Origin of the sequence: Neptunicoccus cionae (assembly GCF_002860325.1) — a bacterium.
GTDB classification, from domain to species: domain Bacteria; phylum Pseudomonadota; class Alphaproteobacteria; order Rhodobacterales; family Rhodobacteraceae; genus Amylibacter; species Amylibacter lutimaris.
Window position 1 is genome coordinate 19999 of record NZ_PKOJ01000005.1, and the last position, 15259, is coordinate 35257.

Annotated in this window: 14 protein-coding genes; 10 read left to right on the top strand and 4 right to left on the bottom strand. The window is 54.8% G+C overall.

The genetic code is table 11. The annotated features are described in order from the left end of the window. Window positions 1-49: 49 nt before the first annotated feature. Together uxaC and C0U40_RS12575 are read right to left on the bottom strand one after the other, a co-directional pair. Window positions 50-1450: a glucuronate isomerase gene (gene uxaC / locus C0U40_RS12570; protein WP_219619795.1), complete on the bottom strand. Its 1401-nt coding sequence runs from the start codon at window positions 1448-1450 to the stop codon at window positions 50-52. After that, entirely contained in the window at window positions 1450-2163 is a 714-nt protein-coding gene (locus C0U40_RS12575; RefSeq protein WP_101656152.1) for a GntR family transcriptional regulator, read from the bottom strand. Before C0U40_RS12575 ends, uxaC begins: the two co-directional genes overlap by 1 nt. A 115-nt stretch (window positions 2164-2278) precedes the next feature. Between C0U40_RS12575 and uxuA the strand changes: the two genes are divergently transcribed. Both uxuA and C0U40_RS12585 read left to right on the top strand, forming a co-directional pair. After that, a complete protein-coding gene (gene uxuA, locus C0U40_RS12580) occupies window positions 2279-3496 on the top strand; it encodes a mannonate dehydratase (RefSeq protein ID WP_101656153.1) in 1218 nt (405 codons plus the stop codon). Continuing rightward, the gene (locus C0U40_RS12585) at window positions 3493-4962 is read left to right on the top strand and encodes a mannitol dehydrogenase family protein (RefSeq protein WP_101656154.1); all 1470 of its coding nucleotides are present in this window, start codon (window positions 3493-3495) and stop codon (window positions 4960-4962) included. The genes uxuA and C0U40_RS12585 overlap by 4 nt, the downstream gene beginning before the upstream one ends. Window positions 4963-5065: 103 nt before the next feature. Here C0U40_RS12585 and C0U40_RS12590 read toward each other — a convergent pair whose 3' ends face one another. Further along, a complete protein-coding gene (locus C0U40_RS12590) occupies window positions 5066-6088 on the bottom strand; it encodes a Gfo/Idh/MocA family protein (protein WP_101656155.1) in 1023 nt (340 codons plus the stop codon). A 137-nt stretch (window positions 6089-6225) separates the two neighbouring features. Here C0U40_RS12590 and C0U40_RS12595 point away from each other — a divergent pair, with 137 nt between their 5' ends. The 5 genes from C0U40_RS12595 (at window position 6226) to C0U40_RS12615 (ending at window position 11188) form a co-directional block, all read left to right on the top strand. Then, on the top strand, window positions 6226-7230 hold the full coding sequence (locus C0U40_RS12595; protein WP_219619796.1) for a TRAP transporter substrate-binding protein: 1005 nt from the start codon (window positions 6226-6228) through the stop codon (window positions 7228-7230). Between the two features lie 80 nt (window positions 7231-7310). Next, entirely contained in the window at window positions 7311-7838 is a 528-nt protein-coding gene (locus C0U40_RS12600; protein WP_101656157.1) for a TRAP transporter small permease, read from the top strand. Continuing rightward, window positions 7835-9121 (top strand): TRAP transporter large permease, encoded by a 1287-nt coding sequence (locus C0U40_RS12605; RefSeq protein ID WP_101656158.1) that lies wholly within the window; start codon window positions 7835-7837, stop codon window positions 9119-9121. Before C0U40_RS12600 ends, C0U40_RS12605 begins: the two co-directional genes overlap by 4 nt. 90 nt (window positions 9122-9211) lie before the next feature. Further along, the gene (locus tag C0U40_RS12610; RefSeq protein WP_101656159.1) at window positions 9212-10009 is read left to right on the top strand and encodes an N-acyl homoserine lactonase family protein; all 798 of its coding nucleotides are present in this window, start codon (window positions 9212-9214) and stop codon (window positions 10007-10009) included. A 60-nt stretch (window positions 10010-10069) separates the two neighbouring features. Beyond that, window positions 10070-11188: an isocitrate/isopropylmalate dehydrogenase family protein gene (locus C0U40_RS12615; protein WP_101656160.1), complete on the top strand. Its 1119-nt coding sequence runs from the start codon at window positions 10070-10072 to the stop codon at window positions 11186-11188. Window positions 11189-11386: 198 nt separating this feature from the next. On the opposite strand, the gene C0U40_RS20465 is transcribed toward C0U40_RS12615, so the two are convergent. Beyond that, window positions 11387-11776, bottom strand: coding sequence for a hypothetical protein (locus C0U40_RS20465; RefSeq protein ID WP_435673796.1), 390 nt, complete (start codon window positions 11774-11776; stop codon window positions 11387-11389). Between the two features lie 57 nt (window positions 11777-11833). On the opposite strand from C0U40_RS20465, the gene C0U40_RS12625 reads away from it, so the two are divergent. The 3 genes from C0U40_RS12625 (at window position 11834) to C0U40_RS12635 (ending at window position 15222) form a co-directional block, all read left to right on the top strand. Then, window positions 11834-12505, top strand: coding sequence for a GntR family transcriptional regulator (locus C0U40_RS12625; RefSeq protein WP_101656162.1), 672 nt, complete (start codon window positions 11834-11836; stop codon window positions 12503-12505). A gap of 624 nt (window positions 12506-13129) precedes the next feature. Beyond that, window positions 13130-13984 (top strand): GlxA family transcriptional regulator, encoded by an 855-nt coding sequence (locus tag C0U40_RS12630; protein WP_286134959.1) that lies wholly within the window; start codon window positions 13130-13132, stop codon window positions 13982-13984. A 98-nt stretch (window positions 13985-14082) separates the two neighbouring features. Continuing rightward, window positions 14083-15222 (top strand): aromatic ring-hydroxylating oxygenase subunit alpha, encoded by a 1140-nt coding sequence (locus C0U40_RS12635; RefSeq protein WP_101656408.1) that lies wholly within the window; start codon window positions 14083-14085, stop codon window positions 15220-15222. The last annotated feature ends 37 nt before the right edge of the window (window positions 15223-15259 follow it).

The window sequence follows — 15259 nt, forward strand, 5'->3', positions numbered from 1 at the left end:
CGGATCAGCAAGTGTTTGATCGTGCCAAAGCGCGACCACGATTAATCTTTCAAAGCTGGTAAGCCTGTTTCGCCAGCCCGTGGGCCAGCAATTCGGCAATCTCGAACGCCTCGGATTCCTCAAGCCGATGGGTTACGATCATTTCGGCAAGCCAGCCGCTATCCACACGCCGTGCCACGTCATGACGGGCCGGAATTGAACACAATGCGCGGGTGTCGTCGTTGAAGCCGACCGTGTTATAGATCCCCGCCGTTTCCATCGCCATTTCGCGAAAACGGCGCATGCCTTCATAGCTGTCGTGAAACCACCACGGCGGGCCAAGCCGCAAGCAGGGCCAGACCCCTGCCAAGGGGGCCAGTTCGCGGGAATACGTGGTCTCGTCCAGCGTGAACAGGATCAGGGTCAAACGCGGGTCCAGTCCCACAGCATTGAGCAAGGGGCGCAGGGCCTCAGGGAAGCTGACAGGCACGGGAATATCAAACCCGCGATCCGGCCCATAATCCCGACGCACCGCGCTGGAATGGCCCCGCAAAGACCCTGAATGAAGCTGCATCACAAGCCCGTCTTCAACCGACATCCGCGCCATTTCGGTCAGCATCTGCGCGCGGAACAATTCACTGTCCCCTTGTACCGCTTTGCCTGAACGCACCCGTTCATAAAGCGCGCGCGCTTCCGTCAGCGGCAAATCTGCCGTGCGGGGGGTCGGGTGGCCGTGATCGGTGGCCGTTGCCCCAAGTGCGCGAAACGCCGCGCGACGGGACCGGTGGGCGTCCAAATAGCCCTCCCATGTGCGGGTATCACAACCTGAAACTTCGGCCAGACGTTCCAGATTGGCGCTGAAATCAGGGGTATCCGGATCAATCACTGCATCAGGGCGATAGGTCGGAACAACGCGCCCCTGCCAGCCACTTTCGCGCGCCATGTGGTGGTAAGCCAGATCGTCCAAAGCACTGTCGGTGGTCGCAATGGCTTCAATGCCAAAACGGTCATAAAGCGCGCGCGGGCGTGTATCGGGCTCGGGCAAACGTTCGGCAATGGCATCGTAAATGTCATTGGCGGTTTTCGGGCCCAGACGGCGGGTAACGCCAAACAGACGGGAGAGCGCATCATCCACCCACATCCGCGACGGTGTTCCTGCAAAAAGATAGTAATGATCCGCAAAAGTTTGCCAGATTTTGCGGGGATCTTTTTCGCAATTCGCACCGATGCCAAGCGCTTCGAAGGGGATGCCCTGACTGGTCAACATCCGCGTAACATAATGGTCCGGCGTCACAAATAGGGCTGCGGGATCGGAAAACGCAGGGTTTTCACCCCACCAGCAGGGATCAGTGTGGCCATGGGGGGAAATAATCGCCAGCCCCTCAACCGCCGTATACAGATCGCGCGCCAGTTTGCGGGTTGCCGGATCGGCGGGCAACAAACGATCGGGATGCAACATGGGGCTGGCCATCAGGAAGGCTCCGCAATGAAAAACGCAGGTTTGGCCGCAGCGACAACAGGAACATCATCCAGAATGCGACGCAGGTGCAGGCGCATTTTTTCTTCGGCGTCGCCGGGGTTTCCGGCTTTGATTGCATCGACGATCTGTGTGTGCTGTTCTACGAGAATACTTCGGGGGAACTGGCTGGCGCTAAGGTGGCGCACACGGTCCATCTGGCTTTTCAGCGGCTGAAGAAAATCCCAACCTGCTCCTTGCCCTGCAATATCTGCAAGTTTGCGATGAAAGGCTTCGTCCAGATCAATAAACGGTTGGGGATTGTCGGTTTCAGCGGCATCCCTTTGCAACGAGAGGATTTCATCCAGCTCTGCCAGCATCTGCGCATCCGCACGGGTGGCCACAGCGCGTACAATGTCTGCCTCGACCGCTTCACGAATGAATTGCGCCGCCAGAACCGACGCCATGTCGATGCGGCTGACAAAACTGCCTCTTTGGGGGCGGATGTCGATCAATCCGGCCTCGGAAAGCTTGATAAATGCCTCGCGGACGGGCTGGCGGCTGGTGTCGTAATAGGACGCCACATCAACCTCGGATAAACGCGTTCCGGGCTCCAACTCCCCTTGGATGATGCGCAACCGCAAACGGGAATAAAGCTGCGCCCCCACGGGTCCGCTAGCTTCAAGCTGGGCCTTTGCTTTGGAATTGACGTTAGAAGTCTCAGTCATTTTTTCTCCTCGTCCCGACCTTGCAGGACAACTACCATACTAGTCAACACAAAATAATTGTGCTATTCATTGGCTAAGCTTTGAATGGCACCCGCTGCAATCGGAAGGAATGCATATGAAACAGACTTGGCGTTGGTTTGGGCCGGAAGACCGGGTTTCGGTCGACACTATGTTGCAGGCGGGCGTTGAAGGAGTCGTCTCGGCCTTGCACCACATCCCCACTGGCGCTGTCTGGACAGCCGAAGAAATTGCCAAACGCCAAAAGGAAATTGCAACCAGACCGGCGGGCGGTCCTTCGGGTTTGAAATGGGATGTAGTCGAAAGCCTGCCTGTGTCCGAAGACATCAAGCGGCAAACCGGTGACTGGCGTAACCATCTGGACGCATGGAAAAAATCACTCCACAATCTGCACGCTGCGGAGCTTAGGGTGATCTGTTACAATTTCATGCCTGTGCTGGACTGGACCCGCACCGACCTTGCGTTTGAACTGCCCAATGGGGCCACCTGTATGCGGTTTGAACTTCCGGTCTTTGCGGCTTTTGACATTCATATTCTGAAACGAAAAGGGGCCGTCGAAAGCTATCCCGACCATATCGCAACTGCGGCCGATCAGGTTTTTGCAACCTTGCAGCCAGAGGACATCCAAAGCCTTGTGCGCAATGTTGTGTTCGGTTTGCCTGGGGCTGCCGAGAACTTTTCGCTCGAAGATCTGCGCTATCACCTGTCCGCCTATGCTGGTCTGGGCGCAGAAGGGCTGCGCGCAAATCTGATTGATTTTCTGACCGAGGTTGCGCCCGTGGCACAAGAACTGGGGATGCGCTTGTGTTGTCATCCCGACGATCCGCCAACCCCTTTGTTGGGCCTGCCGCGAATTATGTCCACGGAAGCGGATTACAGGCAGGTTCTGGATGCGGTTGATCTGATGGCCAACGGCGTAACCCTGTGTTCAGGCTCTCTGGGTGCGCGACCGGATAACGACCTGCCTGGCATGATGGAACGTTTGGGGGATCGGGTGCATTTTCTGCATCTTCGCAATGTTAAGCGGGAAACCTCTGAAATCTGCGGCAGCTTCCACGAAGCGGCCCATCTTGAAGGTGACACTGATATGGTAGCGCTGATTGCAGCGGTTCTGAAACAGGAAGAACGCCGTCGGGCATCCGGCAGGGACGATGCGTCAATCCCGTTCCGACCCGATCACGGGCAGGATATTCTGGACGATCTGGGGCGGAATGCGCAACCGGGGTATCCCTCGATCGGGCGGTTGAAAGGTCTGGCAGAACTGCGCGGCATCGTCACTGCGCTGTCCCACTCTGGGGTTCGGGACAGGATATGACTGTGAAGCGACTTTCCCGCATTGCGGATATTTCCGGCGCAGCCGTGCCGCCCCGCTATGACCCTGATGCCCATGGTGCTGGCATTGTACATCTTGGACTTGGGGCATTTCACAGGGCACATCAGGCCGCCATGACCGATGCAGCACTGGCCGAGTCCGGCGGCGACTGGCGCATTGTCGGTGTCAGCCTGCGCAATCGCGATGTTGTCGACGCGCTGGAACCGCAAAACGGCCTGTATACCTTGATCGAACGGGGTGAAACAGGTGTGTCGGGCCGTGTGATCGGCGCAATTTCACAGGTTATCGCCGCTGATCCGGCGGCAACCCTGAAAGCATTGTGTAATCCTGCGATCCGTATTGTAACGCTGACGGTCACGGAAAAAGGGTACGGAATTGACCGCACCACGGGCCTTCCTGATCCACAAAACCCTGTTATTGCGGCGGATCTGGCCACGCCCGATACGCCCAGATCTGTGCTTGGTTTATTACATGCGGCGCTGTCTTACAGAAAATCCAACGGGGTGGCGCCGTTTACTGTTTTGTGTTGCGACAACCTGCCAAACAACGGGCAGTTTCTACAAAAAGGTCTTATCGGCTTTGCCCGCCTGCTGGAGTCCGGTCTGGCCGATTGGATCAGCAGGAACGTGGCTTTCCCTTCTTGTATGGTGGACCGTATCACCCCCGCCGCAGGGGCTGAAACCCGAAACGAGGCGCAACGCCTGACCGGATGTATCGACCTTGGTGCCATTGAAACCGAAACATTCACCCAATGGGTCATAGAAGACCATTTCCCCGAAGGCCGCCCGGCGTGGGAACACGGCGGGGCGCTTTTTGTGCAGGATGTTGACAGCTATGAGCGGATGAAACTGCGCATGTTGAACGGGGCCCATTCCATGCTGGCCTATTCCGGTTTTCTGGCCGGGCACCGTTACGTGCGCGATGTCATGTCTGATCCCGACCTTGCGCAATTGGTGCGTCGTCATCTAACGGCGGCTGCCCGAACGCTGGACCCACTGCCAGCGCTGAGTTTTGAAACCTATGCCAATGATCTGGTGGCGCGGTTCAACAACCCGTCCATTGCACATGAGACCTATCAGATCGCGATGGATGGCACGGAAAAACTGCCACAACGCATCTTTGCCCCCGCGCTTGATGCCATTGAAAACGGGTTTGATTTACGCCCGTTCGCTTTCGCAACAGCGGTTTGGATGCGCTATTGCCTTGGGGTGACAGATGCAGGGGATTCCTATGCCCTGCGCGACCCGCGTGAAGCGGAAATTGCCCGCGCCCTAAAAGACATCCCTCGTGACGCAGGGCGGATTTCAACAGCCCTGCATGACGAATTTGCGTTTATTCCAAAGGCGCTTGTCGAAAATTCTGCATGGCGCGACTGTGTTGCAGACATCTTGAACACGGTTCTGGAACAAGGCGTTGCAAAGGCGATAGAACTGGAAGCCCTGCGCTAATCCAAATTGATTTTAGTGGGGTTCAATACACCTGCCCGAACGAAGGGTTCTGTTGCGTTATCTAGATTTGGTGCAGATTAGCCTTAAATCACAGATCACGCACCTAAAGCGCTCGTTTCTGCCCCGTTTCCGCCGACAGGTAAATTGCATCGCGGGCGCGTATCACGGTCAGGTAATCCTGTGCAGTATTCACGAGTGTACCGCGCCCGGAAAGGCCTTCGATAACATGCTTCTGAAATGCAAAAACACAGTCGCCCCCGAAATTTTTATGCGTATTGGCTGGTCCGACACAGACGGCCGATTGGGCACCGAACGGGCGTTGCCAGACACTGCCGTCACCATAAAGCGATAGCGATGCTTTGGTGCCTTCGATCAAGGCCTCGCCCATCGTGCGCCGATGATTGTCGGCGGCGTGATCCAGGAGCCGGTTGCCATCCAGTAAAACGCGGACGTCGTCGGGATGATCAAGCAGCACAAATCCCGCGTCTTCGCCTGCAATCGCCGGATTGACCCTGCGCAAATCCGCATAAACATGGGTGGGATCCCCAAACAAAAAGCGGAACACATCAACCCAGTGAATCCCTGTTTCATGGATAAGCAGTTGCGGCATTGTCTGGAAGTAGGGTTGTCTGTCCATATAGGCGTCCGGTCCCTGACCATCGCCCGGTCTTAACCGGAACGTGGCCTGTAACACAGTGCCAAGCCCGCCATCGTCCAGAATGTTTCGCATCGTGCGATACCATGGCATGAAGCGAAAGTTTTCGTGTATGATCAATGTAACGTCTGCCGCATTGGCGGCCCGAGTAAGTGCCGTCGCTTCGGCTAGATCACGGCAAAACGGTTTTTGACAGATGATCGTTTTAACGCCGGCCCGCATGGCAGTGCGAATAGTTTCGGCGTGCGCCTGCGGGGGCAGGATGACGTCCAAAACATCGGGCGTTTCGGTTTCGATCATTGTGACAAGGTCATTGTAAGCATTGATTCCCGTCGACTGCGCGGCGGCAAAGTTGTGATCGCACACACCGACAACGTCAGCCCCGTCAAGCCGCGCCCAACCATCCCGATGAAACTGGCTGAAATACCCCGCACCGACGCAAGCAATGCGTAATGATTTGCCGATATCCATCTTATCCCCCTCTTTTTTGCCCTGTTCAGCTGACGTTCTTACAGCACCCATCAGGTTGAAAAATAGTGCTGTTGACAAGAATACATTAATGTATACGTTAAAAAACGCAATAATGATCGCGTATCAGGGAGGATATGATGAATTTCACGTTTTTGAAGGTCGCTGCTGCGGCAGGTTTAATGGCAGTCTTAGGCACAAGCGCCGCTGCACAACAGGTTCTGCGGTTCAGCCACACGGACAATCCGGGGGGATCACGTCAGGCCGCTGCTGAAGTCTTCGCCGAAAAAGTCGGCGAGTATACCGAGGGCCGCTACGAAGTGCGCATTTTTCCGGCAGGGCAGCTTGCCAACGATCCGAAAGCGATCGAACAATTGATCCTTGGCGGCGTCGATTTCACCGTTTCCGCAACCGGTTCTTACGCCACTCACCTTGCTTCGCTGAACCTGACCGCCATGCCATTCTTGGTCGACAGCTACGAACAGGGGTGGGAATTGTACGACAATTCCGACTGGTTGCAGGGTGAATTTGACAAACTCCCGGAAGTCGGGTTTCGGGTTCTTGCCACATGGGAAGCTGGCTTCAGATCTTTCACAACGAACAAACCGTTGAATTCCCCTGCCGATGCGCAAAGCATGAAAATGCGCGTCTATCCCAACGACATGATCCGCTGGAGCATGGAGGCCATCGGTTTCCAGACCGTCGTTATGCCGATAACAGATGTCTATCTTGCAATCCAGCAAGGCACCGTCAACGGTCAGGAAAACCCGATCGACACAATCAAATCCCTGCGGTTTTATGAAGTCGCGCCCAACATTACACTGACCCGCCACGTTTATAGCCCGTTGCCGTTAACCGTGTCCGAGGCAACGTGGAAGAAGTTCTCACCCGAAGATCAGGCGGCTGTAACACGCGCCGCGACAGAAGCCGCTGCTTTCAGCCGTGATCTGGTGAAAAACTCGGTGGATTCACAGATCAGTGAAATGAAAGCAGCAGGCGCAACGGTCACTGTTCCCGAAATCGGTCCTTTCCGCGAAGCAGTTGCTTCTGTCTATGATGAAGCCCGCGCGGTTTACGGTGCAGAAGCCGTCGATGGTTTGCTGGCTGATGCTGATGCAATCCGCAAGGCGATGCCAAGCAACTGATCACCAAAATGGGGTAACCCACACGTCGGAGCCCCAAGAACAGGGGCTTCCGACACACTTTGACTTTCGGAACTTGTCGCATGGATTACAGACCACTTTACCCAAGACCTTTGAAATTGCTAAGCGCGGCCATTGACGTGTGCCTGGTGTGTGGCGGGCTCTTCATCGTTGGATTGGTTTTTACCAACGCATTCTTACGTGGCGCCGTAGGGTTTGATCTTGCCTGGTCGCTTGAAGTGACCGCATTCTTGCTGTTGTGGAGCACGTTTTTAGGGGCAGCCGCCGCAATGGCACGCGGGGCCCATATGCGCGTCACTGAAATTTCGGCCTATCTGGTTCCCCAAGCCGGGCAGCGCATATTGGCTCTTGTCATTGATTTGATTGTTTTGCTCATTCTGGCATCTCTGATCTGGTACGGCACATCAATTGCCAACCACAGTTGGGCGCAACAAACCACTGTCTTGTATTGGCCTGTCGGGCTGCTTTACGCGTCTATGCCGGTCGGCATGATCTGCGCGCTCATTTTTCATCTTTTCAACATGATCCACGACTGGACCCATCCGGGTGACATGCTCAAGGATGACCCCGAAGCAGGCGCAATCCTATGATTTTGATTTTTATCGTTGCGGTATTTCTCATTACGATCTTCATGGGTATCCCGCTTGTCTGGGCCATTCTGGTCACAGCTATTCTGCCAATCTTTGTGTTTGATTTGTCCGGATATCCGCTTCAGGCGGTCTATCTGAACTTCATCGGCGGGGTCGAACCCAACCACTTTCTTGCGATCCCGTTATTCATCGTCGCGGGTGAGCTTATGTCGCGGGGCGGTGTCGGCTTGCGCATCATCGGTTTTGCGCGCGCAGCCTTTGGGTTCATGCCTGGCGGTCTTGGTATGGTTGTTGTCGGTGCATCAATGATCTTTGGTGGTATTTCTGGATCTGCAATTGCTGATTCCGCAGCTATCGGGTCTGTCATGATCAAAAACATGGCGAAAGAGGGCTATCATCGTCCCTTTGCTGCGGGCCTTGTTGCCGCAGCAGGCACGATCGGCATCATCATTCCGCCTTCAATCCCGATGCTGATCTATGGCTTTGTTGGCAATGTGTCTGTCGCGGATTTGTTCCTGGCAGGTATGGTGCCGGGGCTGATCTTTGGATTGTTCTTCATGGTCGTTTGCTACCGCGTTGGTAAATCCACCGGCTGCGATCCGGGGGGACGTACCACCAGCAAAGGTGAACTTTGGCGATCATTTCTTGGCACATTCCCTGCGCTGATGATGCCTGTGCTGATCCTTGGCGGAATCTTTACAGGCTGGGTTACCCCAACCGAAGCCGCTGCCCTTGCTGTCGTTTACGGGCTGGTTGTCACCATATTTGTCTATCGTGATTTCAAGATCCGCGAATTGCCTTCATTGATGATCGACGCCTTCGTCACCTCTGCGGTGGTGATGGTCGTGATCGGCGCAACCAGCGTTTTGGGTTGGATGATTACGCTTGAACAACTTCCACAGCTTTTGGTGGCCTTCGTTCAAGACCTATCAGGCAGCCCATGGGTGTTCTTGTTGCTAGTCAACATCGTCATGCTGATACTTGGCCTTGTGCTAGACCCCGTGCCGGCGATTTTGCTGACGGCACCGTTGTTCCTGCCGATGGCGCAATCCTTTGGCGTTGATCCGGTGCATCTGGGTGTCATTATGACCTGTAATGTCGCGGTGGGCCTGTTTACGCCCCCGGTTGGTGCCACGCTATATGTTGCCGCGCGCATATCTGGTGACGGCGTTCTGTCTATCGCGCGGGCGATGGCACCCCTTTATATTGCAGCAATCACGGCCCTAATGCTGGTGACCTACATCCCTGCAATTTCGATGACGATGGTTCTCCTGTTTCGATAAGATCCACAACAGCGCCAACGCATTGTTCTTCGGAACGGGTTGGCGCAAAATCCAATCTGCGTAACGCAACTGATCTGGAAAGACGCAACAATGACCGACTGGGAAGTACACGCCGTCAAATACGCCGACCGGAATACGCGCACACGGCGCGACAGTTTTATCTTTGACGACGCCCATGACACACCTCATCCGATGGATTATTTCATGTGGGTGCTGCGGCGCGGTTCCGAAACGATCCTTGTGGACACCGGCTACGACAGCGCAGAAGCAGCCATACGCGCGCGCCCCATTCGCCAGGACCCGGCTGTCTCGCTCAGGCCTTTGGGTTTGCGACCCGAAGACATCACCACCGTAATTGTGACCCATCTTCACTATGATCACGCAGGCGGGCTTCATCTGTTCCCAAACGCAAAATTGCATATGCAGGCCGCGGAAATGGCCTTTGCGACCGGCCCTTGCATGTGCCACGACACACTGCGCATGCCATTTTCGGCAAGCCACATTTGCGAAGCCGTCAAACGGCTTTATTCGGGACAAGTCATATTTCATGACGGTGAAGGCGAAATTGCGGATGGTGTGACAGTGCATTGCGTCGGCGGGCACAGTCGCGGCTTACAGGTCGTGCGGGTGCGCACTGCGCAGGGCTGGATGGTTCTGGCCTCTGATGCAGCGCATTATTACGAAAACATGTTGGCGCGCAAACCGTTCCCCATCGTCGTGGATCTGCCTGAAATGCTGGCGGGTTACGACACGCTTTTGCGTCTTGCATCGCGTCAGGAGCTGATCATTCCGGGGCACGATCCTCATGTGACCCGCATCTTTCCCCAAGGCGTCGCAGATCACATTTGGCGGCTTGATCCTGGTCCGGCTGGACCGATCAAACAGTAAGTTCGACGCAAGGTATCACGGCCCCGCCACAAGGTGCTGGGCCATAAAATGGAGCAGAATATGGAAAATCGACAAACAGTTGCATTGATCAAAGGTGACGGCATTGGCGTTGATGTGTCCAATGCAACCGTCAGGATTGTGAATGCTGCATTGGAAAAAGCAAGCGCGCCGCAATTGACGTTCGAAGAAATCAAAGCGGGCGCCACCTGTTTTGCTGAAACCGGCCGTGACATTGCCCCCGATGGCGAAGAGCGTGCGGGCGCGGCAGACGCGATATTCCTTGGCGCCATCGGCCTGCCGTCGATCCGCCATGAAGACGGCACTGAAATCAGCCCTCACTTACGGCTGCGCGACCGGTTCGGGTTGTATGCGGGGGTTCGCCCGGTAAAAGCCTATCCAAATGCACCCCAGCGCCTTGCCGATCCACGGGCCGCCAACATCGACATGGTTATTCTGCGTGAATCCACCGAAGGCCTGTTCTACTCTGCTGCGGCCCACGGGCGTAGCCAAATCATCGGTGACAGTGAAGTGCGCGATACCCTGCGGATCACGCGGACGACCACGGAAAAGCTGCACCGTTTTGCATTCCGGCTGGCGCAAAAACGCAAAGCCAAGGGCGCGCCCGGTTGTGTCACTTGCGTGGATAAGGCCAATGTCTTCGCCTCTATGGCGTTCTTTCGAAAAATTTTCGATGAAATCGCGCCCGAATTTCCGGATATCGACCGTGCTTATGCCTATGTCGATGCGCAGGCTTTGAACCTGATCCGTGCCCCGTGGGAAGCCGATGTTTTGGTTATGGAAAATATGTTTGGCGATATTCTGTCGGATCTGGCAGGTGGTCTGGTCGGCGGTATGGGCATGGCAGCTTGTGCGGAAATCGGCGACAACCATGGCCTGTTTCAACCTGCCCACGGTTCCGCCCCTGATATTATGGGCCAGGATAAAGCGAACCCGCTTGCCGCGATCTTGTCGGGGGCGTTGATGCTCGATTACCTGGCGGAAAAATCGAATGTTGAAAGCTTTGCCAAGGCGGGACAATGGATAGAACATGCGGTTGATGCAGGCTTCGAAGCCAATTCACTGCGTCCGATGGAATTTGGCGGAGACATGGGAACCGATGCTGTAACAGCCCAAATTCTGTCTCTTATTGCGGCAGATGCTGCGCCAAAATCTGCCTGATTTGAAAGAAAATCACCACACACCTATTATTGCGGGTGCCATCGCAGATGATTTCACCGGAGCTAGCGTTCTTCCAATACGTGGGTCAAACGGCATCATGCCGGTACACCGCGATGACGCAATGGTAACGACACGTACAGGTAGGCACAGGAGCAATCCAGACCCTGCCAAAGCTTCAAAACTTGAACTGGACCCCAGTCACCGAAACAAGCGGGCGAAATCCACCACCGTTGTCCATCCGAAACATAAAGGATCTAACCCATGATCGCCGTGTGCGTCACATTCACTATCGCTGCCGATAAAATGGCTGACTTCATACCCCTGATGCACCGCCAAGCTGCCCAGTCGCTGGCCAAAGAAGACGGCTGCAAACAGTTTGACGTCTGCGTACAGGGCGAGCCTTCGAACACCGTCTTTTTGTACGAGCTTTATACAAGCCGCGCGGCCTTTGATCAGCACCTCCAAAGTGATCATTTCAAGGCGTTCGATGTGGAGGCAGCCCCCCTTGTTACAGCCAAGAAAGTAGACATTTTCGGGCAGGTCTTTACGGATGGCCAAGCAGGTAAATGACCTGTCAGGCGTCATCACATTTGACCTCCTCCCAGCACCATCTTTATAGTCCAGATCAAATTAAGGAGTGTCACCATGCCTCGAACCGACAAATCATCGCGGGTCAGTGACGCTTATATGCGTTTGAAAGATGAAATCAGGACAAACCGGATGCCACCGGGGTTTCAGGCGCCGGAACCCGAAATCGCCCTGCGTTTGGGAATGAGCAGAACACCCGTCCGCGAAGCACTGATCCGCCTGGAAGCCGAAGGGCTGGTCGAACTCATCCCACGACGCGGCGCACGGGTTAAACCGATCAATGCAGATGACATGCGTGAAATTTATGAAATTCTGACATCTTTAGAACCAGATGCTGCGGCAGCAATGGCGCTGCGCAATCCAAGCGCTGCCGAGCTCGCCCCACTGGAACAGGCAACTACAGATATGGAAATGGCGCTGGTTGAAAAGAACCTTGATGCTTGGGCCGAAGCTGATGACCGCTTTCATCTGACCTTGCTGGAAATGCAGGGTAACCGTCGGCTAAAGGGATTTGTTGAATCGCTTTACGATCAGGTGCATCGCGCCCGTGTCGTGACCTTGCGGATGCGCAACCTTCCGACGAAATCCACCGCAGAACATCGCGATATCCTAGAACATCTGCGTCGCGGTGACGCCGTCGCCACGCGCGAAGCATTTCGCCACCACCGTCAGCGCGCCGCGAAAGAGCTTTTGGACATTCTCGAAAAATACAAACTGGGGCAACTGTAAGGGACGGTTTGATTAACTTATACCTACTGATGAAGTCTGTATCCGGATGACCACTGCGGGAAACCGATGACGTTTGAATGTCTGTCTTATGCCGGTTAATGCAAAAGTTCCCTATTGAGCATCCCCACCAGCATTACCCGTTCTAAATCACCGGCTCGCCGTGGACTTGCGCAATCGGGTATTGCGCAAGTCTTGCACGGGGAGCGTAGTTCTCAGAAGAACTGACGCTATAACCGCCCCCCCCCGACTGCATCTTTTGCCAAGGCGGGGTTGGGATTGGACACGGCCTTTCCACTCGCTTCGGCCTACTGGCACCGCGCGGAGTGACGGGATGCTGATTGTGGGTGGGTGTTAGGCGGAACTGGACCCAAACGAATTCTTGCAGGTTACAGGGAGGTGATTTAACTCTAATGGCCATTCATGAAAGGTTTTTCGCCAATGCCGCTAGGTCGCTCCGATCTTATAGAGTTGGCCGTTATCGTAACTCCCAGCTTTAACGCTTTCGCTACCTTGGGATTCATCGACCCTTTCCGCGCGGCAAACTACCTTGAGGGACGGCAGTTGTTCCGGTGGCGGTTCTATTCGCAATCAGGTGGGATATGTGTGCCAAGCAACGGAATTGGCATGGACTGTGAACCCCTGCCGGCAAGTGCTGGCCAAACGCCGGACATTGCGTTGATTTCGTCAAGCTGGACCCCTGAACGCCATGGCAGCAAAAAGCTTCAGTTTGCATTGCAAAACTGGGCGCGAGCGGGTGCGACAATTGCCGGATTAGACACGGGCGCATTTATCATGGCGCAATCGGGATTGCTGAAAAACCGGCGGGCGACCGTACATTACGAGCATATCGACGCTTTCAAGGAGAGCTATCCGGACACAGAGGTTGTTGAGGATCTGTTCGCTTTTGACGGGCGGTTTGCATCCTGCTGTGGTGGTACGGCGTCTGTCGATTTTGCATTGCACATCCTGCAGGGTATCTGCGGTCCCGCGCTGGCGAACGCTGCATCACGGTATATCTTCCACCCTGAATTGCGAGAACATGGCACATGGCAGCAGCCTGCCGGGGCTGAACCGCTGGGGGCGACGGTTCCGTCTGTCGTCAAGCAGGTCATACGGATCATGGAAGAAAACCTTGAAGATCCGGTTAAAATTCCGGAAATCTGCAGCCGGCTTGGCTGTTCGCACAGGCATGTGGACCGGTTGTTTGCGCAGTATATAAAGAAATCACCGTCGCTTTATTATCGGGACATCCGGTTGGATCGCGCACGCGGGCTTGTCACCCAAACCGAACTGTCCATGTCCGAAATCTCGGTCGCATCCGGATTTTCCAGTCAGGTGCACTTCAGCCGTTCCTATAAAGACCGCTTCGGATTGCCACCGGCAAAAGATCGCGTGGAAGGACGTGTTCCCTTCGAATTCCGCGCCTGGCCCATGTACGGCGAGACAAGTAGAAACAGGAATGATGGCCAAAAAAGTTAATTCGCTGGCGATCTGTGGCCATTCAGGTTCAAAACTTCGTGCAATATAATTTTGTTCCATCGTTAGCGATCGAAACGCATCCAGCCGAGGGTAAACACATGAGCGGATTTCCGTCGAAAGAACAGTTTAGGGCGATCCATCAGGGCTATGATGTGTCCCCGTCACGTTCGCTGTCTTTACATGCCGACGCCTACACCGAAGAACATTGGTACAATGTCGATCTGAAGGCCGTTATTTCAAAGACGTGGCAATGGGTCTGCCATGTTGAAAAACTGCGGGGCGAAGGGGCCTATACTACTGTTGAAATTGCAGGACATCCTGTTGCAGTGGTGCGTGGAAAAGATGGCAAGCTGCGGGCGTTTTATAACGTTTGCAAACATCGCGCGCATATTCTTCTATCCGGCGCGGGGACAACAACCCGCATCATGTGTCCCTATCATGCTTGGGTATACCGGCTGAGCGGCGAACTGGTGCGGGCGCCAGAAACAGAGAATCTGGAAAATTTCGAACCGGAAGAAATTTGCCTCGATCAGGTCCAAGTCGAAGAGTTCTGCGGTTTTGTTTATGTAAACCTTGATCCGCAAGCAGAGCCCTTGTCCAGCCTGACAGGTGATCTAAAAACCGAAATCTGCCATTGGGCACCGGATATAGAAGACCTGACCTTCGCCAAGCGTCTGACCTATGATATCAAGTCCAACTGGAAGAATGTCGTCGATAACTTTCTGGAATGCTACCATTGCCCGACCGCACACAAAGACTTTTGTGATCTGGTGGATATGGACACTTATAAAGTCACCACGCATGGCATCTATTCCAGCCATATGGCGGATGCGGGGCTTTCTGAAAACAGCGCTTATGATGTGTCGAACGCCACCGTACGCACCCATGCGGTTTGGTGGTTATGGCCCAATACCTGCCTGATGCGCTATCCGGGACGCTCTTCCATGATTGTGATGAACATCATCCCCGCCGGACCGAACCGGACCTTTGAAACCTATGACTTTTATCTGGAATCCCCGGAACCGAACGAAGCCGAACTGGACACGGTTCGCTATATTGATGAGGTGTTGCAGGTCGAGGACATCGCCTTGGTTGAAAGTGTTCAGCGGGGCATGGAGACACCTGCGTTTGTGCAAGGCCGGATCGTGAATGATCCCGAAGGCTCCGGCAAATCGGAACACGCGGTTCATCACTTTCACGGGTTGATACTGGACGCATATAGCAAGGCAGCCTTGTGACGGACGATTGTCCTTTACGGGTGGCAGTATGTACGAA